Origin of the sequence: Aeromonas sp. s13 (genome assembly GCF_040907905.1) — a bacterium.
GTDB lineage: Bacteria > Pseudomonadota > Gammaproteobacteria > Enterobacterales > Aeromonadaceae > Aeromonas > Aeromonas veronii.
Map to the genome: position 1 here is coordinate 18537 of NZ_JBFOCS010000006.1, position 20857 is coordinate 39393.

General features: G+C 60.3%; 26 protein-coding genes. 12 read left to right on the top strand and 14 right to left on the bottom strand.

What is annotated here, in order from left to right:
• Nucleotides 1-136: 136 nt before the first annotated feature.
• Together AB5Y82_RS00720 and AB5Y82_RS00725 are read left to right on the top strand one after the other, a co-directional pair.
• Nucleotides 137-571 carry a flagellar basal body-associated protein FliL gene (locus AB5Y82_RS00720; RefSeq protein ID WP_005339527.1) on the top strand — a complete coding sequence of 145 codons (435 nt, stop codon included), beginning with the start codon at nucleotides 137-139 and terminating at the stop codon, nucleotides 569-571.
• A 112-nt stretch (nucleotides 572-683) separates the two neighbouring features.
• Nucleotides 684-848, top strand: a complete 165-nt coding sequence (locus AB5Y82_RS00725; RefSeq protein WP_005339525.1) for a hypothetical protein — start codon at nucleotides 684-686, stop codon at nucleotides 846-848.
• A 35-nt stretch (nucleotides 849-883) separates the two neighbouring features.
• Here AB5Y82_RS00725 and AB5Y82_RS00730 read toward each other — a convergent pair whose 3' ends face one another.
• From AB5Y82_RS00730 to AB5Y82_RS00750, 5 genes are all read right to left on the bottom strand, one after another.
• Complete coding sequence (locus AB5Y82_RS00730; RefSeq protein WP_111901315.1) at nucleotides 884-1222, bottom strand: hypothetical protein; 339 nt, start codon at nucleotides 1220-1222, stop codon at nucleotides 884-886.
• The gene (locus AB5Y82_RS00735) at nucleotides 1219-1551 is read right to left on the bottom strand and encodes a DUF2799 domain-containing protein (RefSeq protein WP_040069401.1); all 333 of its coding nucleotides are present in this window, start codon (nucleotides 1549-1551) and stop codon (nucleotides 1219-1221) included. The genes AB5Y82_RS00730 and AB5Y82_RS00735 overlap by 4 nt, the downstream gene beginning before the upstream one ends.
• A 137-nt stretch (nucleotides 1552-1688) precedes the next feature.
• A complete protein-coding gene (locus tag AB5Y82_RS00740; protein ID WP_005339521.1) occupies nucleotides 1689-1814 on the bottom strand; it encodes a hypothetical protein in 126 nt (41 codons plus the stop codon).
• A gap of 74 nt (nucleotides 1815-1888) precedes the next feature.
• The gene (locus AB5Y82_RS00745; RefSeq protein WP_111901316.1) at nucleotides 1889-2869 is read right to left on the bottom strand and encodes an MDR family oxidoreductase; all 981 of its coding nucleotides are present in this window, start codon (nucleotides 2867-2869) and stop codon (nucleotides 1889-1891) included.
• 32 nt (nucleotides 2870-2901) lie between these two features.
• Nucleotides 2902-3924, bottom strand: coding sequence for a LacI family DNA-binding transcriptional regulator (locus AB5Y82_RS00750; RefSeq protein ID WP_111901317.1), 1023 nt, complete (start codon nucleotides 3922-3924; stop codon nucleotides 2902-2904).
• A gap of 251 nt (nucleotides 3925-4175) precedes the next feature.
• On the opposite strand from AB5Y82_RS00750, the gene AB5Y82_RS00755 reads away from it, so the two are divergent.
• Genes AB5Y82_RS00755 through AB5Y82_RS00765 form a run of 3 tightly spaced genes read left to right on the top strand, consistent with a single transcriptional unit; the run spans nucleotide 4176 to nucleotide 6253 of the window.
• Nucleotides 4176-4619, top strand: coding sequence for a PTS sugar transporter subunit IIA (locus tag AB5Y82_RS00755; RefSeq protein ID WP_111901318.1), 444 nt, complete (start codon nucleotides 4176-4178; stop codon nucleotides 4617-4619).
• A 35-nt stretch (nucleotides 4620-4654) separates the two neighbouring features.
• Complete coding sequence (locus AB5Y82_RS00760; RefSeq protein ID WP_368173525.1) at nucleotides 4655-4942, top strand: PTS sugar transporter subunit IIB; 288 nt, start codon at nucleotides 4655-4657, stop codon at nucleotides 4940-4942.
• 51 nt (nucleotides 4943-4993) lie between these two features.
• Nucleotides 4994-6253 carry a PTS ascorbate transporter subunit IIC gene (locus AB5Y82_RS00765; RefSeq protein WP_005357405.1) on the top strand — a complete coding sequence of 420 codons (1260 nt, stop codon included), beginning with the start codon at nucleotides 4994-4996 and terminating at the stop codon, nucleotides 6251-6253.
• Between the two features lie 78 nt (nucleotides 6254-6331).
• Here the strand turns inward: AB5Y82_RS00765 and waaA are convergent, their stop codons facing one another.
• Both waaA and waaF read right to left on the bottom strand, forming a co-directional pair.
• Nucleotides 6332-7597: a lipid IV(A) 3-deoxy-D-manno-octulosonic acid transferase gene (gene waaA / locus AB5Y82_RS00770; protein WP_159142811.1), complete on the bottom strand. Its 1266-nt coding sequence runs from the start codon at nucleotides 7595-7597 to the stop codon at nucleotides 6332-6334.
• Between the two features lies 1 nt (nucleotide 7598).
• Nucleotides 7599-8633, bottom strand: coding sequence for a lipopolysaccharide heptosyltransferase II (gene waaF, locus AB5Y82_RS00775; RefSeq protein WP_005339516.1), 1035 nt, complete (start codon nucleotides 8631-8633; stop codon nucleotides 7599-7601).
• Between the two features lie 276 nt (nucleotides 8634-8909).
• Here waaF and AB5Y82_RS00780 point away from each other — a divergent pair, with 276 nt between their 5' ends.
• Nucleotides 8910-9686, top strand: a complete 777-nt coding sequence (locus tag AB5Y82_RS00780) for a glycosyltransferase family 2 protein (protein WP_127008528.1) — start codon at nucleotides 8910-8912, stop codon at nucleotides 9684-9686.
• A gap of 51 nt (nucleotides 9687-9737) precedes the next feature.
• Here AB5Y82_RS00780 and AB5Y82_RS00785 read toward each other — a convergent pair whose 3' ends face one another.
• On the bottom strand, nucleotides 9738-10775 hold the full coding sequence (locus AB5Y82_RS00785; RefSeq protein WP_236368484.1) for a glycosyltransferase family 9 protein: 1038 nt from the start codon (nucleotides 10773-10775) through the stop codon (nucleotides 9738-9740).
• 134 nt (nucleotides 10776-10909) lie between these two features.
• On the opposite strand from AB5Y82_RS00785, the gene coaD reads away from it, so the two are divergent.
• Nucleotides 10910-11395, top strand: a complete 486-nt coding sequence (gene coaD / locus AB5Y82_RS00790) for a pantetheine-phosphate adenylyltransferase (protein WP_107683354.1) — start codon at nucleotides 10910-10912, stop codon at nucleotides 11393-11395.
• Between the two features lie 92 nt (nucleotides 11396-11487).
• Here coaD and AB5Y82_RS00795 read toward each other — a convergent pair whose 3' ends face one another.
• From AB5Y82_RS00795 to radC, 6 genes are all read right to left on the bottom strand, one after another.
• Nucleotides 11488-12360: a VirK/YbjX family protein gene (locus AB5Y82_RS00795; RefSeq protein ID WP_159144519.1), complete on the bottom strand. Its 873-nt coding sequence runs from the start codon at nucleotides 12358-12360 to the stop codon at nucleotides 11488-11490.
• A gap of 177 nt (nucleotides 12361-12537) precedes the next feature.
• The gene (gene mutM, locus AB5Y82_RS00800) at nucleotides 12538-13350 is read right to left on the bottom strand and encodes a bifunctional DNA-formamidopyrimidine glycosylase/DNA-(apurinic or apyrimidinic site) lyase (protein WP_021231536.1); all 813 of its coding nucleotides are present in this window, start codon (nucleotides 13348-13350) and stop codon (nucleotides 12538-12540) included.
• A 24-nt stretch (nucleotides 13351-13374) separates the two neighbouring features.
• A complete protein-coding gene (locus tag AB5Y82_RS00805; protein WP_111901324.1) occupies nucleotides 13375-13830 on the bottom strand; it encodes a hypothetical protein in 456 nt (151 codons plus the stop codon).
• A 93-nt stretch (nucleotides 13831-13923) separates the two neighbouring features.
• Nucleotides 13924-14091, bottom strand: a complete 168-nt coding sequence (gene rpmG / locus AB5Y82_RS00810) for a 50S ribosomal protein L33 (protein WP_005307500.1) — start codon at nucleotides 14089-14091, stop codon at nucleotides 13924-13926.
• Between the two features lie 11 nt (nucleotides 14092-14102).
• The gene (gene rpmB / locus AB5Y82_RS00815; protein ID WP_005307492.1) at nucleotides 14103-14339 is read right to left on the bottom strand and encodes a 50S ribosomal protein L28; all 237 of its coding nucleotides are present in this window, start codon (nucleotides 14337-14339) and stop codon (nucleotides 14103-14105) included.
• Between the two features lie 136 nt (nucleotides 14340-14475).
• The gene (radC, locus tag AB5Y82_RS00820) at nucleotides 14476-15150 is read right to left on the bottom strand and encodes a DNA repair protein RadC (RefSeq protein ID WP_005339502.1); all 675 of its coding nucleotides are present in this window, start codon (nucleotides 15148-15150) and stop codon (nucleotides 14476-14478) included.
• 147 nt (nucleotides 15151-15297) lie between these two features.
• Between radC and coaBC the strand changes: the two genes are divergently transcribed.
• The 5 genes from coaBC (at nucleotide 15298) to pgi (ending at nucleotide 20704) form a co-directional block, all read left to right on the top strand.
• Entirely contained in the window at nucleotides 15298-16500 is a 1203-nt protein-coding gene (coaBC, locus tag AB5Y82_RS00825; protein WP_368173526.1) for a bifunctional phosphopantothenoylcysteine decarboxylase/phosphopantothenate--cysteine ligase CoaBC, read from the top strand.
• Between the two features lie 81 nt (nucleotides 16501-16581).
• Nucleotides 16582-17040: a dUTP diphosphatase gene (gene dut, locus AB5Y82_RS00830; RefSeq protein WP_005355985.1), complete on the top strand. Its 459-nt coding sequence runs from the start codon at nucleotides 16582-16584 to the stop codon at nucleotides 17038-17040.
• A gap of 68 nt (nucleotides 17041-17108) precedes the next feature.
• Nucleotides 17109-17705 (top strand): nucleoid occlusion factor SlmA, encoded by a 597-nt coding sequence (gene slmA / locus AB5Y82_RS00835; RefSeq protein ID WP_005339495.1) that lies wholly within the window; start codon nucleotides 17109-17111, stop codon nucleotides 17703-17705.
• 165 nt (nucleotides 17706-17870) lie between these two features.
• Nucleotides 17871-18707 (top strand): mechanosensitive ion channel domain-containing protein, encoded by an 837-nt coding sequence (locus AB5Y82_RS00840; RefSeq protein WP_219265404.1) that lies wholly within the window; start codon nucleotides 17871-17873, stop codon nucleotides 18705-18707.
• Nucleotides 18708-19054: 347 nt separating this feature from the next.
• A complete protein-coding gene (pgi, locus tag AB5Y82_RS00845; protein ID WP_368173527.1) occupies nucleotides 19055-20704 on the top strand; it encodes a glucose-6-phosphate isomerase in 1650 nt (549 codons plus the stop codon).
• The last annotated feature ends 153 nt before the right edge of the window (nucleotides 20705-20857 follow it).

Genomic DNA, 20857 nt, shown 5'->3' on the forward strand with positions numbered 1-20857 from the left:
ATCCAGAGATTTCCGTGTTCAGGTTAAAATCCGGTTTATTATCCGTAAATCAATAGCGAAATGTAAGAACATCCGTGCTTGACGGCCCCGATGGCAACATCAAAAATGGGTTATCTCTTGCTGATGAGCCATCTATATGAAGATCTTCAAAATTCTGCTGGTGTTGTTACTGAGCTGTGGCGCCCTGCAGCAGCAAGCTCTGGCTGAAGATGAGCCGCCCGCCGAGGGCGCAGAGGGGGCTGCCAAGCCCGGTTTCTCCTACCACGCGCTCGATCCCGACATCATCACCAACTACCTGAGTGATAGCAAAACCCTCGGTTATATCCGGGTCACGGTAGAGCTGATGGCGGAAAACGAAGCCGACCTCAAACTGCTGGAGCAGCATGACCCGCTGATCCGCGATGCCATCATCCGTCTGATTGGCAGCAAAAATGCCGATCAAGTGAAGTCCCTGACCAACAGAGAAGAGCTGCGCAAGGAGTGCGAGACAACCGTCAACGAACTGCTGGTGAAAGAGACCGGCAAGAAAGCGGTGCGCGAGCTTATCTTCACCAAGTTCCTCTACCAGTAATCCCTCCCGAAACAATCGCTTATTGGCATATCGGCCAATAAGCGAGCTTTGTCGGTTTATTCGAAATGAAAATCGATTACAATACGACCGTCAAGTCGTAGAGGTAGTCGTTATGGGCAGCAAAACCCTGTGTGAATGGCGCCGTCACGAGATCCCCACCGATCTCAAGGCGCTGAGAAAAATCGTGCGCAAACCCAAGTTTGTCTGCAGCAAGTGCGCCCGTAGCGCCAATGACAAGGGTTACCTCTGCCAACCGCTGCGTTTGAAAGAGGAGTAATTTTCCACTCTAATCGCCGTTCAAAGAGGACCTTGCTAGATTTCATCCTTTACAAGTCTGGCGTAGTACTGCTCAAGCTCGGTGGTCACCTGACGTAATTTCGAGTCTAGGTCTACCTGTCTTGCCCAGACAGCGTCCATCCCACTGGGACTTTGGCGGAGTACTTCGGCCATTTGTGCTTGATTCTGCATCAGTTCGAGATAGTGAGCTCGAAAAGACAACAAAGCATTCAGGCGTCCCATATTATTGGCTCGCTCTGCCTCTTTAGCTGATTTCCGCGCATACCATACCGCCACAACAGCGATGAATCCCGCAACCAATGAGATCACGTCACTGATAGAGATAGCGATATTCTCCCCAATCTCAAATATCATTGATCGGTCCACCCCTGACGCCCCTGTTCGAACAATCTGCGTGCCTGGGTATCATTCGGGCAAACACCGCGATACTCCTCGCCGGAACGGCCAGCCAGATAGAGGTGCTCGGGGCGGCAATACCATGCCAATCCCTTCTGATGTCCCTGCTTCCACAGTTCAGGATCCACCTTCTTGCCACACTGGCCCTGATGGAACTCGATCCGCTCGGTGGTGAAGCCCAGCTTGCCATCCGCCTCCCCCACCTCACTCCACACCTTCTCGCAGGGATCATCGTTGGAGACACAGCCACCCAGCAGGGCAGCCAACAATATGATGGTGAGTCGCATAGTCATCCTTGAGCGTCATTTGGGCAGTTCATTCTACTCAGCGGCCCGCCCCTGACCAAGGACGAACACTCAGCCATGTGAGCGCGGCAAAAAAATCAGGCGGGCCCAAAGCCCGCCTGTTCGTTCAATGCCGTGGTTCACTGGTCATCGAAAGTGTCATCATCCTGCCAGCTTTCATCCTCCCACTGATCCAGCTCTTCTTCCCAGGAATCCGGCTCCCAATCATCATCAGAGGAGTCGTAATCCGGCTTGTGTCCACCCATCTTCACTCTCCTTGGATAGTTCACCCGCACTCCAATTTTATCCGGAATTATCGGGCTCGCCAGTCAAGGGGAGTTCAAAGTTTGACCAGAGTCCGGCCGGCGATCTGGCCTTGCGTGATGGCCTCGGCGGCCTCCACTACCTGCTCCAGCCCAATCTCGGTAACCGCCTGTTCAAAGAAGCTGGCGGGAAGATCCCGTGCCAGTCGCTGCCATGCCAGTTGACGACGTTCAAACGGGCACATCACCGAATCGACCCCCTGCAACCGCACATTGCGCAGGATGAAGGGCATCACACTGGTCGGCAGATCGAAGCCACCCGCCAGCCCGCAGGCCGCCACGGCGCCGCCATAGTTCATCTGAGCCAGCAGCTTGGCCAGCACCTGACTGCCGACGGTATCGATGGCACCGGCCCACAGCTGCTTCTCCAGCGGTTTGGCAGGCACCAGCAGCTCGCTGCGCGGCACGATGCGGCTGGCACCCAACGCAGTGAGCATGGCGCCCTGCTCTTCCGGACGACCGGTCAGCGCAGCCACCTGATAGCCAAGGGCGGCCAGCAGGGCAACCGAGGTGGAGCCCACGCCGCCAGCCGCGCCGGTGACCAGCACCTCGCCGCTTTCGGGAGTAATGCCCGCCTCTTCCAGTGCCAGCACGCAGAGCATGGCGGTGAGACCGGCGGTACCGATGCACATGGCCTGCCGTTCATCCAGCCCGGCGGGCAACGGCACCAGCCAGTCCCCTTTGACCCGCGCCTGTTCGGCCATGCCGCCCCAGTGCCCTTCGCCCACGCCCCAACCGGTCAGCACCACCTTGTCGCCGGGCTGATAGCGGCTGTCGGCAGACTCGAGCACGGTACCGGCGAAGTCGATACCGGGCACCAGCGGCCACTGACGCACAATCTTGCCCTTGCCGGTGATGGCCAACCCATCCTTGTAGTTGATCGAGCTGTAAGCGACCGCCACCCGCACTTCACCTTCCGGCAACTGGCTCTCGGCCAGCCGGGTCAGAGTCGGAACAGTCTTGCCGTCTTGGTTTTCCAGTAACAGAGCCTTGAACATGGTTGCCTCTTTGATGACGTGTGAAACGGGGATCAGCTGCTTTGACGCTTTTGCAGTTGAAAATCGAGAGCCAGCGCAGTGCCCATCACGGACTCCCCGGCCAGTTGGCGCAGGATCAGCTCGGCAGCCTCCTGCCCCATTTTCCGATAGGGGATCCTGACCGAAGTAAGGGTCGGATAACAGGCGCGCGCCACATCCAGATCGTCAAATCCGGCGATGGCGAGTTTGCCCGGCACATTCAAATGGCGGCGCTGGCACTCGAACAGCACCCCGGCCGCCAGTTCGTCGTTGACGCAGATCAGCGCGTCCAGCTCGGGCCAGCGCAGCAGAAATTCCCCCAGCATGGTGGCGCCAGTGCTGAAGCTGGGCCGCTCCGAGGTGTTGATGATGGCATCGGGGGAGAGGTAGTTGTCGAGCAGCGCCTTCTGCCAGCCCTGCATCCGCTGTTGCAGCATCCACTGCTCCTGACGGGCACAGAGAAAACCGATATTGCGGTAGCCACGCTCGATCAGGTGGCGGGTGAGCTGATAACCGGCATCGAAGTTGGAGACCCCCACGTTCATGTCGATGGGGCTGCGGGCCATGGCACCCACTTCCACCACCGGCAGGCGGGAGGCTTTCAGGCGGGTACGGATCGTCTCGCCGGGATCGCCCCCAAACAGCACCACCGCCGCCGGATTGTGCTGCAAAAAGCTGGTCAGCAGGCTCTCTTCCTGCCGCTTCAGATGCTGGGCATCCCCCAGCATGATCTGATACCCCTCCTCAAGCAGGGTCTGTTGCAGGCCCGCGATCATCTCGCCACAGCCCGCTTCCGCCAGACTCGGGACGATCACTACGATGGTCTGGGAAGTCGCAGAGGCCAGCGCTCCGGCGGCCCGATTGGGGATATAGCCGAGCTCTTCCACCGCAGCTTCGATGCGCTCGCGCATCCTGTCGGAGACCATCTCCGGCGTGCGCAGGGCACGGGAAACCGTCATGGCCCCCACACCGGCCAGCTGGGCCACATCGTTGAGGGTCACCCGACCCGTGCTACGGCGCTTCTTTGCTTCTGACATCCATCCCATCCTCGACTTGCGGCTGCTCACTTTAAGGCAAAAGAGCGCCACTGACCATTTGCTCAAGGCCGATTCTACTCTCTTTCCCCCACAATGAGGGCAGGATGACTCCCGTTAATGGGTGAAGTGATAGCGCTATCACAGTTTGATGTTAGCGCTATCTGATAGCGCTAACTTTCGCGATCATCTTCACAGTTTCACCACCGCAAGATCGATAGATTGGCGCCATCATAACTAGCCGGATCACCACCATGCTGACTCAACTGCTGACCGAGGATGTCATCCGCATCGAACCCGTAGCCCGCGACTGGCGTCACGCCATCGAGCTGGCCACGGCGCCCCTGCTGGCCAATGGCACCATCGAGCCCTCCTACGTGGCGGCACTGTTTCGCTCTCATGAAGAGCTCGGCCCCTACTACGTACTGGGCCCCGGTCTGGCGATGCCCCATGCCCGCCCCGAGGACGGAGTCAACCGGCTGGGTCTGGGGCTGACCGTCATCAAGCAGGGGGTCAACTTCGACTCCGAGGGCAACGACCCGATCCGGCTGCTGATCACCCTGGCCGCCAGCGACAGCAACTCCCACGTGGAGACCATCGCCCAGCTGGCCGAGCTGTTTATGAATGAAGAGGACGTGGCGGCCATCATTGCGGCCGACACCAAAGACGACATCCTGCGCATTCTGGCGCGCTACTGATCTGCGCCACGGCGCACCTGACAGAGGAAGAGACAATGAAAATTCTGGTTGTATGCGGTCACGGTCTGGGTACCAGCCTGATAATGGAGATGAGCATCAAGAGCATCCTGAAAGAGCTGGCAGTCACCGCCGAGGTGGATCACCGCGATCTGGCCTCCGCCGGCAGCGAAACCGCCGAGATCTTTGTCGCCACCCGCGACATCGCCGAGCAGCTGCAAGCCATGGGCGTCAATGGCCGCCTGGTGGCCCTCGACAACATGGTCGACAAGGCCGCGATGAAAGAGAAGCTCGCCACCGCCCTGCGCGAACTGGGCGCCCTCTAAGGATCCTCCATGCGGCCTGCGGGCCGCATCTTCCATTGCCAGGAGCTGACCATGGAATTTTTCAACTTTCTGATGTTTGACGTGCTGTCCGAGCCCGCCGTGCTGGTCGGCCTGATCGCGCTTATCGGCCTGATTGCCCAGAAGAAACCGGTGACCGAGTGCATCAAGGGCACGGTCAAGACCATCATGGGTTTCGTCATTCTGGGGGCCGGTGCCACCCTGGTGATCAACTCGCTGGGTGACTTTGCCGTCATCTTCCAGCACGCCTTCGGCATCAAGGGGGTCGTCCCCAACAACGAGGCCATCGTCTCCATCGCCCAGACCTCGTTTGGCAAGGAGATGGCGATGATCATGTTCTTCGCCATGCTGGTGAACATCCTGATCGCCCGCCTGACCCCGTGGAAATTCATCTTCCTGACCGGTCACCACACCCTGTTCATGTCGATGATGGTGGCGGTGATCCTCTCTGCCGGCGGCATGAGCGGCGTGCCGCTGATCGCGGTGGGCAGTCTGGTGGTCGGCGTCGCCATGGTCTTCTTCCCGGCCATCGCCCACCCCTTCATGAAGCAGATCACCGGCTCCGATGACGTGGCGCTGGGCCACTTCTCCACCTGCTCCTACGTGCTCTCCGCCCTGATCGGCGCCAAGTTCGGCAACAAGGCCCACAGCTGCGAAGATGTACAGGTGCCCAAGAGCCTGCTGTTCCTGCGCGATACCCCGGTGGCCATCTCCTTCACCATGGGCATCATCTTCCTGGTGACCTCCGCCTTCGCCGGCCCCGAGTTTGTCTCCAGCGTCGCCAAGGGCAAGCACTGGTTCATGTTCTCCCTGATGCAGTCCATCACCTTCGCCGCCGGTGTCTACGTCATCCTGCAGGGGGTGCGGATGGTCATCGCCGAGATCGTTCCGGCCTTCAAGGGGATCTCCGACAAGCTGGTACCGAACGCCAAGCCGGCACTCGACTGCCCCATCGTCTTCCCCTACGCCCCCAACGCAGTGCTGATCGGCTTCCTGTCGAGCTTTGCCGCCGGCCTGGTGGGGATGGCGCTGCTCTACGCCATGGGCCTGACCGTCATCATCCCGGGCGTGGTACCGCACTTCTTCGTCGGCGCCGCTGCCGGGGTCTTCGGCAACGCCACCGGTGGTCGTCGCGGCGCCATCCTGGGCTCCTTCGCCAACGGCCTGCTGCTGCTCACCATTCTGCCGGTGTTCCTGCTGCCGGTGCTGGGCGACCTCGGCTTCGCCAACACCACCTTCAGTGACTCCGACTTCGGTGTGGTCGGCATCCTGCTGGGGCTGATCGTTCGCTAATCCCGGCCACCGCCAAAAACAAAACGGAGCGCATCGCGCTCCGTTTTTTTATGGCTGAGATGTATGAAAGGCTGACACTCAGTCGTTCTCCAGTGCGGTCAGGCAGTGAGAGAGTGTGCGGGCCAACGCCCCCTGATTGCGCAGCACCACGGCGCGGGCCTGCTCGCCCATCTCGCGGCGGGCGTTGCCGTCAGCAAACAGCTGGCTCACCTGCTCGCCCAGCTCGGCGGCATCGGCCACGATGGTTGCGCCCCCCTGAGCCACCAGCTGGCGGGTAATATCGCTGAAGTTAAAATAGGCAGGGCCGGTCAGGCAGGGCTTGCCGAGCGCCGCCGGCTCCAGCAGGTTGTGACCGCCGATCTTCACCAGACTGCCGCCGACGAAGGCCACATCGGCCGCCGCCAGCATCAGCGGCAGCTCGCCCATGGTATCGCCGAGATAGACCTTATCCTCCGCACGCACCACAACACCATCAGTGCGCCGCACACAGCCATAAGGGGCGCACTGCTCGGCCACCCGGTCGAACCGCTCGGGGTGACGCGGCACCAGAATGAGCAGCGCAGCGGGGTGGTGTTTGAGCAGCAGATCGAAGGCGGCCAGCACCTGCTCGTCCTCACCCTGATGGGTGCTGGCGGCGATCCAGACCGGCCGATCCGTCCCTAACTGCTGGCGCAGGGCTCGCCCTTTTGTCTGCACCTCGTCACCAAACTGGATGTCGAACTTGATGGAGCCGGTCACCGCCAGCCGCGAACGATCGATACCGAGACGAGCGAAGCGGTCGGCGTCATCCTGATGCTGACAGAGCAGATGGGTCAGCGGCCGGCTCAGGGCGTCGAAGGCGCCGTGGAAACGGGCATAACGCTGGCAGGATCGCTCGGAAAGACGGGCGTTGATGATGGTCACCGGCAAATGGCGCGCCTCGCAGGCGGCCAGCCAGTTCGGCCATAACTCGGTCTCCATCACCCAGAGCGCGCGCGGCCTGAAGGTGTCGAGAAAGGCGGCAATGGCCCAGGGGTAGTCGAGCGGCGCGTAGCGATGGATCACCAGATCCCCCAGCCTGGCAGCCTGATCGGCGCCGGTGCGGGTGGTGGTAGTGAGCAGGATCGGCAGGTCGGGCCGCTCTGCTTTCAGGGCGCGAATGAGCGGCGTGATGGCCAGCGTCTCCCCCACGCTCACCGCATGGATCCACAGTGGTGCATCCTGTCCGGTGGCGGGCAGTCGGCCGAGATGCTCGGCCCAGCGCTCGCCAAAGCCGGGCTTGCCCCGCTTCGGCTTGTAGAGGGCCAGCAGTGCCAGAGGCAATCCCAGGTGGATCAGCAGGTTGTAGAGCAGACGATAGGGCATCTTACTGACTCTGCTCCAGCTTCTTGCATGCATCGACCACCTGCTCCGGCGCCAGATCGATCAGGCACTTGAGATGGCCGAACTTGCAGGTGCGCTTGAAGCAGGGGCGACACTCGATGTCGGTGTGGACGATCTCGACCCGATCCGCCAGCGGCGGGGTGTAGAGCGGCGAAGTGGAGCCATAGACACCCACCAGCGGCCGGTTGAGGGCGGCGGCGATGTGCATCAGGCCGGAGTCGTTGGAGATGACCCGGCTGGCCAGCGCCATCAGATCGATCGCCTCGTGCAGGCTGGTCTTGCCCGCCAGCACGTGGCAGTTGGGGCGGGTCAGCAGGTTGACCCGATCCCGGATGGTATTGGCCACCGGCACATCCTTGTTGGAGCCGAAGATCCACACCTGCCACCCCTCGTCCAGATGCTGCTGAGCCACCACGGCGTAGTGCCCCTCCGGCCAGCGCTTGGCCGGGCCAAACTCGGCACCGGGGCAGAGCACCAGCACCGGACGGGCGCGATCCAGTCCCAGTCGCTCCAGCGCCTTGCTCTGGTTGATCAAATCGACGTGGAGAGCCGGGTGCGGAATGGTCGGGATATCGGCCCGGCTCTTCATCTGCGCCTTGGGATAGGCGAGCGCCAGATAGCCCTCCACCATCAGCGGAAAAGCAGACTTGTTGCTGCGCAGGTCGTTGAGCAGACCGTAGCGGCTCTCGCCCTTCCAGCCGGTACGCACCGGAATGCGGGCAAACCAGGGGATCAGCGCCGACTTCATGGAGTTGGGCTGGACGATGGCCTGATCGTACTTCTCGGCGGCCAGCTGCTTGCCGAGGCGGCGGCGCGCCACCAGTTTGAAGTCACCGTGGCCGAGGGGCATGGTGATCGCCTTGTCCACCTCCGGCATCCGCTCCAGCAGGGCGCAGCACCAGGCGGGGGCCATCACGTGCAGTTCGCACTCCGGATGGTTGGCCTTGATCGCCTTGTAGAGACTCTGGGACATCACCATATCGCCGACCCAGGAGGGGCCGATCACCAATATTTTCATCACGCGTCTTCTCTCGGGACTAGCCCGACTGTTAATCATCACTGGGCGAGATTATGCCCCAAGAATGACTGGATAAATAACAGAAGATCCTTGCCAAACGCTGCTGCCACCCCATTTTTCCAGCAGTGGCCCTCTTCCAACCGGACGAGACGAGACAGGCAAACAGCTGATAGAAACGGGCAATGGCGGCTCTCTCTTTAGCCCGTTTTTCCGTTAGAATGGCCCATCAATACGCATTCGACCCGCCAGCCGGGCAATAACCGTGAGCCCCATTTCGTGAAAAAACCGACTCTGGCTGCCGTTCTGATCGTCAAGAATGAAGCCGACAACCTGCGTAAGTGCCTCGCCTCCCTCGACGGACTGGTGGATGAGATCGTCATTCTGGATTCAGGCAGTCAGGACGAGACCCCGGCCATCGCCGCCGAATTTGGGGCCCGTTTCTTCGTCAACGCCAAGTGGCCCGGCTTTGGCAAACAGCGCCGACTGGCCCAGTCCCACGTGCAATCCGACTGGGTGCTGTGGCTGGATGCCGACGAGCGGCTCACCCCCGAGCTGAAAACCGCCATCGCCAACGTGATGACCAATCCGGCCAGCGATACCATCTACTCGATCCCGCGCCTCTCCTGGGTGTTTGGCCGCTTTATCCGCCACAGTGGCTGGTATCCGGATCGGGTGCTGCGCCTCTATCCCAAGGCGCTCACCAGCTACAACGAGGCGCTGGTTCACGAAAAGGTAGAAGTACGGGCCAACATGAAGATCGTCAATATTCATGGCGACCTGCTCCACTTCACCTATCGGGATCTGGAGCACTATCTGGTGAAATCCGCCGGTTATGCCCGCGCCTGGGCCGATCAGCGCACCGCTCGCGGCAAGAAGGGCTCCCTCAGTCAGGGGCTGATCCACGCTGTCGGCTGCTTCCTCAAGATGTACCTGCTCAAAGCGGGCTTCCTCGACGGCAAGCAGGGGCTGCTGCTGGCGATCCTCTCCGCCCACTCCACCTTCGTCAAATACGCCGACCTCTGGGTGCGCCAGCAGCCGCAGCAGCCGGAATAACCGTCATACGAAACAGGGCCCCGCGGGGCCCTGTTTGCATTGCTGCATACGTTATTTGCGCCAGAAAGGCGCCGCCCAGCGGGCCATCACCGGCACCATGGTCTTGGGATCGAGCTGGCTCATATCCTCAGGATGGTCGCTATCCTCCGGCGGGCTGAAGGCAAGGTGACGCCCTTCGCTGTTGAGGGGCTTCCAGCGCAGCGGAGTCGCGGAGCGGCGCATCGGGAAGAAACCGATGGTCGGCACATCGAGCGCCCCGGCAATATGGAGCGGGCCGGTACTACCGGCGATAAACAGGGCTGCGTTGGCCAGCACCTGACAGAACATCGGCAGACCATCGCTGGAGCGGTAGATCCAGCCATTGCCGCCGTGGGCCAGCAGCTCGGCCGCCAGCTGTTCGGCCATCTTCTCCTCGCCCGGGCCTGCGGTCAGCACACACTGCAGCTCGGGGCAGGCCTGATTGAGCTTGATGATGATACGGGCATACTGCTCGATGGAGAGGTTGTTGGCCGAACCGCCGCTACCGGCATGCACCATCAGCCAGGGGCGGCTGGCATCGAGCTTGAGCTTGAGTGCCAGCTGTTCGCGCACCTGCCGCAGAGTCTCGTCATCGAACCGCAGGAAGGGGGTCTGGGGCTCCACCACGGCCATCTGCTGATCGGCCAGGAAGCGGCGGATCAACTCCAGATTGTACTCGGATTCCGGCTTCTGGGAGCGGGAGCGGCGCTGTACCAGTCGCTGGTTGTAGAGCACTTGCGCCAGCTTGGTCGCCGGGGCCAGCCGGTAAGGGATGTGCGCCTTCCACACCAGCATGGCGTTGCGGGAGTTGGAGAAGAGGCAGATGGACGCGTCGAACGCCGCCGCCTTGATCCGCGCCAGCAGCGCTCGCTGTTGCTCCTTGTCGGCCCGCACGCCCGGATCGATGATCACCTCGTCAATCCAGGGGCAGAGCCGGGCCAGCGGCGCCGTGTAGGCCGGAACCAGGGCAGTCACATGACACTCCATGGAGCCTTTGAGCATGGCGAAGCTAGGCCACGCCAGCATGAAGTCACCAATCTTGTCATTGCGAACGACCAGAATACGTTTCATAAAAAATCCCTTTGCTCCCTGTCACCAATGCAAGGAGGCTTGATGCGCGATGGCGTATTCTTGCCTGATGCACTGCTATTCTCAAGCGACGACCTTATAATGCGACCAAATTTCCAGGTTGCAGGACCGCAAAGATGACTACCAGGGTAATTTATCCCGGGACTTTTGATCCCGTTACCAATGGCCACGCCGATCTCATCGGCCGCGCCGCCAAGCTGTTTGACGAGGTGGTGGTCGGGGTCGCCAACAGCCCGAGCAAGCGCCCGCTGTTCGATCTGGCAGAACGTGTCCAGCTTGTCCAGCAAGTAACCAGCACGCTTCCCAACGTCAAGGTGGTGGGCTTCTCCGGGCTGCTGGTCGATTTCGCCAAAGAGCATCAAGCCAACGTGCTGATCCGCGGCCTGCGCGCCGTCTCCGACTTCGAGTACGAGTTTCAGCTGGCCAATATGAACCGCCGCCTGATGCCCACGCTTGAGAGCGTCTTTCTCACCCCAGCCGAGGAGAACTCCTTTATCTCCTCCACTCTGGTGAAAGAGGTGGCGCTGCACGGTGGCGACATTCGTCAGTTTGTCGATCCCGTGGTGGCCCAGGCCATCGCAGCCAAACAGCAACAGCGCTAATCCCTCCCCTGATTGGCAGAAACGAACAAGGGCTACCCGCGGGTAGCCCTTGTTGTATCTCTCTCGCATGGAGAGGTCAGCCTGCTTGCCGGTTACTGACGGGCAAACCGCTCATTCATCTCCTGCACCAGCTGATCGAGCCACTCGTAGCGGCGCCGATACATGGCCCGCTTCTTGGAGGCGATCTCCTCCAGCGGCTTGCGCGGCTGGGCTTGCAGGGCGACGAAGTTGGCATCCACATCCCGGGCGTCGAACTCCTGCCACAGCTCGTCATAATCGGCCTGCAAATTGGCTTTCTGCTTGCTGCTGTAGCGCTTGGCCTGAAACACGTGGGCCCGCTTGCGCACCGCCAGCACCTCCGCCGCCCCCATGCTCTGCGCCAGTTGCAGCACCAGCTGCACCAGCAGGGATTTGGGCCGCAGGCCATGCCCCTCTTTGGTCAGCTCGCGCACCCGATCCTGGGCATTGTCGACCGCAGGCTCCGGCCCCTGCATGGAGCCGATCATCAGAATCAAACGATCCACGCTACCCGCCAGCGAAAAGGCGCAGCTGTAGAGGCGCTGCCCCTCGCCGTTGACGATGGAGAGCGCCAGCTCGGCCTCGCGGCGGAAGGTGCCATCGTGGCGCAGCAGAATGCGGCAGCCACTCTGTGGATAGTGCCCCAGCACGATCCCCTCGCCCAGATAGAGCGGGTCGATCAGCTGCGGGTAGCACTCCAGCAGCAAACGGTAGTGATTTTCCAGCATCTCGGCCCGCTCACGGGCGCTGGCACAGGCGAAGCGATAGGGTCGCATCGGCTTGTCGAGCAGCTCGGGATAGACCGCCGGCAGCGCCTTGAGCGAGTCGCACTGAAACAGACTGAAGACCCGGCTCAGCGACTTGCGATAGAGCAGGCTGCGCAGCACGAACTTGCCGCGATTGAAGGTTTTCCGGTCACATCCCTCGGGGTAGAGGAAGCGGGCCATGGATTTTGCGCAATAGCGCTCCTGCCGGGATAAATATTCCCAGTCTATTGATTTAACTGTCATTTTTATATTCTCAAACCGCCTGAACGGTCGGGATACTAGTGACAGCTGTGCAAATCTTCAACAGAGTGGAAATACGCTGTTACAACTTCCCCCGGATCGGGGCAAAAAGTGCGCTCAGCGCTGGCAATGACTGCAAAAAACCGTGGTGCGCTGGCCCATTCTTGTCTCGGTCAGCAGGGTATGACAGTGGAAACAGGGCTGACCGCCACGGCCATAAACCTGCAACTGCTGCACGAAATAGCCCGGCTTGCCATCGGCACTGGTGAAATCCTTGAGAGTGGTGCCGCCCTGGCGAATCGCCTCGGCCAACACCCGCTTGATCTCGGCCACCAGGGTTCCCAACCGCTCGGCGCTGATATTACCCGCCGCCCGTTTGGGATGAATGCCGGCAGCATAGAGCGCCTCGTTGGCGTAGATGTTGCCCACCCCGACCACCACCTGATTGTCCATCAGGAACTGTTTGATGGCGGTGCTGCGTCCCTTGGCGCGCTCACGCAGGTAATCAGCACTGAAGGCATCGGTGAGCGGCTCGGGCCCCAGCTTGGCGAGCAGCGCATGGGCTTCGGCCGGTTCGCGAGTCCAGAGCAGGGCGCCGAAGCGGCGCGGATCGTTGAGCCGCAGCAGCTTGCCATTCTCCAGCTCGATATCCACGTGGTCGTGCTTCTCGGCCGGGGTGCCGATATCCAGTACCCGCAGGCTGCCGGACATCCCCAGATGAAGGATGGCGGTGCCGAAATCGGTCTCCAGCAGCAGGTATTTGGCACGGCGACGCACCCGATGGATGGTGAGGTCCACCAGCTCCTGAATCTCACCGGGGATCGGCCAGCGCAGGCGGCCATCCCGCACCACTACACGCGTCACCTTGATACCGGTGAGCCAGGGGGAGATCCCCTGACGACTGACTTCAACTTCTGGCAATTCAGGCATTGGCACCTCGCAAGGAAAAGGAACTCAGGGGGCAGGACGCAGCAGATCGCGATACTGCTCGGCAGTGAGGGCGAGCCAGAGACCGGAGGGCAGCTGAGCGCCATATTGGCCGCTGTTCTGATATAGGCCGATCTCGACCGGATCGCTCTGGCCGGCAATCCACACCTTGATGGTCACCGGGGTACCGCGCACCACCTCGCCGGGGGGCAGCAACCAGCCTTGCCAGCGTGCCAGCCGGGCATCCAGCTGCGCCGTGTCGAGTCCCAGATCCGGCATGCTGCGCCAGCCCTGACCGATCCGCTCAATCTGCCAGCTCGGCCCCTGCCAAGTGAGCACTACGGACGCATCCGGCAACAAGGGGCGAGCGCGCTTGGCACTGTTCTCCTGCTGGGCAGTCTCCATACGATGCAACAGGGTGATCACGATCAGCACCACCACAATGATCACGTTATTCCAGCCTTTGCGGCTCAATTTGAACATGGCAAGCCTCCCTTTGAACCGGCAGTGTACTGAATTCGGCGCATAAAAAAACCCGGCACGAAGCCGGGTTTTTGGGAATGCAGCATCAAGTAATTACTTGATTTTGCCTTCCTTGTAGATCACATGCTGACGAACAACGGGATCAAACTTTTTGATCTCCATTTTTTCGGGCATGGTGCGCTTGTTTTTGGTAGTGGTATAGAAGTGACCAGTACCGGCGCTGGAGTTCAGGCGAATTTTCTCGCGAATACCTTTAGCCATGATCTAATTCCTTATACCTTAACACCGCTGGCGCGCAGTTCAGCCAGAACCACTTCAACGCCACGCTTGTCGATGATACGCATGCCTTTTGCGGATACGCGCAGGCTTACGAAGCGTTTTTCACTCTCAACCCAGAAACGGTGAGTGTGCAGGTTCGGCAGGAAACGACGCTTGGTGGCGTTGTTAGCGTGCGAACGGTTGTTACCAACTGCCGGGCGCTTGCCGGTTACTTGGCATACTCTAGACATGTCAGTCTCTCCAAATCTTACTTCATTGCTCGAGCAAATATCTGCCCCGCTGGCCTTCGATTGCGGGGCAAACAGAAGGCGGCATTTTATACAGCATCCGTGATCAAAGATCAACTAATACGGTGCCAGAGCACAGTTATAGCCAACCGCGCTCGGCAAAAGAAACCGTGATGCCATCACCGATCACCAAGTGATCCAGCACTCTGATATCGATCAGGGCCAAAGCGGCCGTGATCCGATCCGTGATCTGGCGGTCGGCCCTACTGGGCTCGGCGACGCCGGACGGGTGATTATGCGCCAGAATCACAGCGGCTGCATTATGTTTGAGCGCGATCTGCACGATTTCTCTTGGCCAGACGCTCGCCGAGTCGATGGTGCCGAAAAAAAGCTCAACAAATTGAATGACTCTGTGCTGATTGTCGAGCAACAGCAGGGCAAACACCTCGCGTGGCCGATCCCGCAACTGGGCCTGCAGATAGTCGCGGGTCAGCTGGGGCGAGGTGAGGGCATCACCCCGTTGCAGCTGCTCGGCCAGATGGCGTCTGGCCATCTCCAGCACCGCCTGCAACTGGGCATATTTGGCCGGGCCAAGGCCGTGCGCCTCGCAGAATGCCCGTTGATCCGCGCCCAGCAAGCTGCGCAAAGAGCCGAATTGATTCAATAGATTACGTGAAAGATCCACTGCACTCAGGCCATTGACACCGGTGCGCAGAAAGATGGCGAGCAGCTCGGCATCGGAGAGCGCCGCAGGCCCCTGACGCAGCAGCTTCTCTCTGGGGCGTTCATCTTCCGGCCACTCTTTGATGCTCATTTGTCTCTCCCTCATCCCTGTTGAGAAAAAACATAGCAAAAAATTGCGCGCGCCCGACCACACCCCTTGATGCCAACCCCTGTCGTCATCCATTGCCTGTGGTATCTTAGCCGACCAGTCAGAATGAGCCGGATAGAGAAACAGCAGATGAGATTGGCCGATAAACGCATCCTGTTGGGTGTCAGCGGCGGGATCGCCGCCTACAAGAGTGCCGAGCTGGTACGCCGCCTGAAAGATCAGGGCGCCGAAGTGCGGGTGGTGATGACCCGCTCCGCCAAGGAGTTCATCACCCCGCTGACCCTGCAGGCGGTCTCCGGTCATCCGGTGGCCTACAGCCTGCTGGATCCTTCCGCCGAAGCGGGCATGGGCCATATCGAGCTGGCCAAGTGGGCCGATCTGGTGCTGATCGCCCCCGCCAGCGCCAACCTGATGGCGCGGATGGCTGCAGGCATGGCCGACGAACTGCTGACCACCCTCTGTCTGGCCACTCCGGCGCCCATCGCGCTGGCACCTGCCATGAACCAGCAGATGTATCTCAACGCCGCGACCCAGGCCAACCTCAAGACCCTGGCCAGCCGCGGCATTCTGCTGTGGGGGCCGGATGCAGGAAGCCAGGCCTGTGGCGATGTGGGCCCGGGCCGGATGCTGGATCCCCTCGAACTGGTGGATCGCTGCTGCCAGCAGCTGGCCGCCGAGCCCTTGCTGGCGGGCGTCAAGCTGCTGCTCACCGCAGGTCCGACCCGCGAGGCACTGGATCCGGTGCGCTACATCAGCAACCACAGCTCCGGCAAGATGGGCTACGCCATCGCCCGAGCTGCCCGTGAAGCGGGCGCCGAAGTGACGCTGGTGAGCGGCCCGGTGACGCTAGCTACGCCTGCTGGCGTGACCCGTGTCGATGTCGAGAGCGCGGAGCAAATGCATCAGGCGGTGATGAGCCGGGTCGGCGAGTGCGACCTCTTCATCGGCTGCGCCGCGGTGGCCGACTACCGCCCCGAACAGGTCGCCAGCCAGAAGATCAAGAAGACCGGCGATAACGACCAGATGGTGGTGACGCTGGTGAAGAATCCCGACATCATCGCGGCCGTTGGTGCCCTTTCAGACAAACCCTTCACCGTCGGATTTGCCGCCGAAACCGTGGATGTGGAACAATACGCCCTCGACAAGTTGCAGCGTAAGCGGCTGGACATGATCGCCGCCAACGATGTGTCCCGCGAGGGGCAAGGCTTCAACGCCGATGACAACGCCCTGACCGTGTTCTGGCAAGGGGGCCAGGCCCCGCTGCCGCTGGCCGACAAGCTGACGCTGGCCCGTCACCTGATCGCCCTGATTGCACGCCACTACCGGCACTGAGCGTCCCGAAAGAACAAGACTCACGGCGCCCCGCCTTGCCAAGAGGGGCGCCAATACAAGATCCAACTGAAAAAGCGATTCATGACTACACAAATTGAACTGAAGATTCTGGATGCCCGTATCGGTACCGAGTTCCCGCTGCCCGCCTACGCCACACCGGGCTCTGCCGGCATGGATCTGCGCGCACTGCTGGATGCGCCGCTGACTCTGGCTCCGGGCGATACCACCCTGGTGCCGACCGGTCTGGCCATTCACATCCAGGATCCGGGTCTGTGTGCCACCATCCTGCCCCGCTCCGGCCTCGGCCATAAGCACGGCATCGTGCTGGGCAACCTGGTCGGTCTCATCGATTCCGACTATCAGGGTCAGCTGATGGTCTCGGTCTGGAACCGCGGCAAGGATGAGTTCACCATGCAACCCGGCGAGCGCATCGCCCAGCTGGTGATCATGCCGGTAGTTCAGGCCAGCTTCCAACTGGTCGATGAGTTCAACCAGAGCGAACGGGGTGAAGGCGGTTTTGGTTCTTCTGGTCGCCAATAACAGACCACACCAGCCCGACGGGCGGTGCCTAATAACAGAATCAAGCCATTGTTTTTTTAGGGGAATCCATGGCAAGCAGTAATCAGAAACAGAGTCGGCGCGATCAGATCCTGCAGGCGCTCGCCCATATGCTGGAAACCAGTCCGGGTCAGCGCATCACCACGGCCCGTCTGGCGGCCGAGGTCGGCGTCTCTGAAGCAGCCCTCTATCGACATTTTCCCAGCAAGGCGCGGATGTTCGAGGGGCTGATCGACTTTATCGAGGATTCCCTGCTGTCACGGGTCAATCTGATCATGGCGGAAGAGAAGGACACCATGGCGCGCTGTCACCATATCCTGCAGCTGCTGCTGGTGTTCGCCGAGCGCAATCCCGGCATCACCCGCATCCTCAATGGCGACGCCCTGCTGGGTGAGCACGATCGGCTGCGGGATCGCATCAGCATCCTGTTCGACAAGCTGGAGACCCAGATCAAACAGGTGCTGCGCGAGAAGCGGCTGCGCGAGGGGCAAGGCTTCCAGCTCGACGAAACCATGCTGGCCAATCTGCTGCTGGCCTACACCGAAGGCCGCATCAGCCAGTTCGTGCGCTCCGAGTTCAAGCTCAAGCCGACCGCCGGTTTCGAAGATCAGTGGCAATTTATCCGCAGCCAGCTGCTGCAGAGCTGATGGTTTTTTCGCATCATTCAGCAAAAAGAAGGGAGGCTTTGGCCTCCCTTCTTTTTTGTGTCAGGTTTTTATGGCAGAAAAGAAGTACCAGATGCGACCCGTACTGTCGCGCTGCGGTGTTAGATTTATCCACCATAAACCTTTTAGAACCTGACAGGACATTCTATGGAACCCGAAATCATTACCGAAGCGCAGACCTGGCTGGTCAATAATCAGGGACTGCTGATCGAATACGGCGTCAATATCGCCGCCGCCCTGCTGACCCTGCTGGTCGGCTATATCGCCGCCAACCTCATCAGCGGTGGCGTGGTCAAGGTGATGCAGGCCCGCAAGCTGGACACCACAGTCACCCACTTCGTCGGCAGCATCCTCAAGTACGCCATTCTGGTGTTCGTGGTGATCGCCGCGCTGGGCCGTGTCGGCGTGCAGACAGCCTCCTTCGTCGCCATTATCGGTGCCGCCGGTCTGGCCATCGGTCTGGCGCTGCAGGGCTCGCTCTCCAACTTCGCTGCCGGCTTCCTGCTGATCATCTTCCGCCCTATCAAGGCGGGTGAGTTCATCGAAGTGGCAGGCACTGCGGGTGTGGTACAGTCCGTTCAGCTCTTTACCACTACCCTCACCTCCGGTGACAACAAGATGGTGGTAGTACCGAACTCCGCCATCCTCAACGGCACCATCGTCAACTACTCGCGTATGGATACCCGCCGCGTCGATATGACCTTTGGCATCGGCTACGGCTCTGACCTGCGCCAGGCCAAACAGATCCTGGAGCGTCTGGTAAGCGAAGAGCCGCGCATCCTGAAAGATCCGGCAGCCACCATCGCCGTTGCCGCGCTGGCCGACTCCTCGGTCAATATCGTGGTGCGCCCCTGGGTGAAAACCGCTGACTACTGGGGTGTCTGGTTCGACTTCCACGAGAAGGTGAAACTGACCTTTGATGCCGAAGGGATCGAAATTCCCTTCCCGCAGATGGTGATGCACATGCAAAAAACGCAGGCATGATCGCGGTTCTGCTGCAACAGACAATGCCAGCCTTCGGGCTGGCATTGTCGTTTCTGGCCCCACCCCATGGCCGTGTCGGTGCATAACCACGCCAACCGGATGAAAACAATTTCAGGCCATCGGGGTGCCCCCAATCATGAGCAAGCGCAAGATCCGCCTTGCTTTCGTGGCACATAATCCCAATGTTCTGGTTGTATGCTCCCGACAGTGACCCATTGCGGTAAAAGACAATCGGTAAAAATCTGTTACACGGGCCGCCCGATCGGCTCGCTATAATGCTCGGATAATAAGGTTTGGCGGGACCTTGCCTGCAAGGTTCAAACACAACTTGGCATTTCAGGAATCCTATGAAAAACATCAATCCAACCCAAACCCAGGCCTGGCAGGCACTGGAAGCCCACTTTGCAGCAAACAAAGAGACCCGACTCAAGGATCTGTTCGCGCAGGACCCGAAGCGCTTTGACAAGTTTTCCCTTACCTTCGGCGGCGACATCCTGGTTGATTACTCGAAGAACCTGATCACCGAAGAAACCCTCAAGTTGCTGGTTGATCTGGCCAAAGAGACCGATCTTCGCAGCGCGATCGATGCCATGTTCAATGGCGACAAGATCAACATGACCGAAGGCCGCTCCGTACTGCACGTGGCCCTGCGCAACCGCTCCGACCGCCCCATCGAGTGCGACGGCAAGGACGTGATGCCGGAAGTGAACGCCGTACTGGCCAAGATGAAAGGCTTCTGCGAGAAGATCATCTCCGGCGAGTGGAAAGGCTACACCGGCAAAGCGATCCAGCACGTGGTCAACATCGGTATCGGTGGCTCCGATCTCGGCCCGGTAATGATCACCGAGGCACTGCGTCCCTACAAAAACCACCTGCAGATGCACTTCGTCTCCAACGTCGATGGTACCCACATCGCCGAGACCCTGAAGAAGATCGATCCGGAAACCACCCTGTTCCTGGTGGCCTCCAAGACCTTCACCACCCAGGAGACCATGACCAACGCCCTGACCGCCCGCGACTGGTTCATCAAGATCGCCGGTGACAAGGCCCACGTTGCCAAGCACTTCGCGGCTCTCTCCACCAACGGCAAGGCCGTGGCCGAGTTCGGCATCGACACCAACAACATGTTCGAGTTCTGGGACTGGGTTGGCGGCCGCTACTCCTCCTGGTCTGCCATCGGCATGCCCATCGCCCTGTCTGTCGGTTTCGAGAACTTCGAAGCCCTGCTGCAAGGCGCTTTCGAGATGGACATGCACTTCGCCACTGCCTCCTATGAACAGAACGTGCCGGTGCTGCTGGCGCTGATCGGCCTGTGGTACAACAACTTCTACGGTGCCGAGTCCGAAGCCATTCTGCCGTACGACCAGTACATGCACCGCTTCCCTGCCTACTTCCAGCAAGGCAACATGGAATCCAACGGCAAGTACGTGGATCGCAACGGCAAGCCGGTTGACTACCAGACCGGCCCCATCATCTGGGGTGAGCCGGGCACCAACGGCCAGCACGCCTTCTACCAGCTGATCCATCAGGGCACCAAGCTGATCCCCTGTGACTTCCTGGCACCGGCCATCAGCCACAACCCGATCGGTGACCACCATCCGAAACTGCTGGCCAACTTCTTCGCCCAGACCGAGGCGCTGGCCTTCGGCAAGAGCAAGGAAGAGGTTGAAGCCGAGTTCCTGGCGGCTGGCACAACCCTGGAGCAGGTCAAGGATCTGGTGCCGTTCAAGGTGTTCGAAGGCAACCGCCCGACCAACTCCATCCTGTTCAAGAGCCTGACCCCGAAAACCCTGGGTGCCCTGATCGCCATGTATGAGCACAAGATCTTCGTACAGGGCGCAATCTGGAACATCTTCAGCTTCGACCAGTGGGGCGTGGAGCTGGGCAAACAGCTGGCCAACAAGATCCTGCCTGAGCTGGGCAACAACGAGGCTGTCACCAGCCACGACTGCTCCACCAACGGTCTGATCAACACCTGGAAAGCGTGGAAAGCCTGATTTATCCGGCCTTTCTGAATGCAAAAGCCCCGCTCGATGAGCGGGGCTTTTTTATGACCATTGTCCCGTCCTGAATATGGTTTACACCTTTCCCCCCAATAAATGGAGAACCCGATGGGACAAGGTGTGAAACGGACACAGCGCGATTACTCG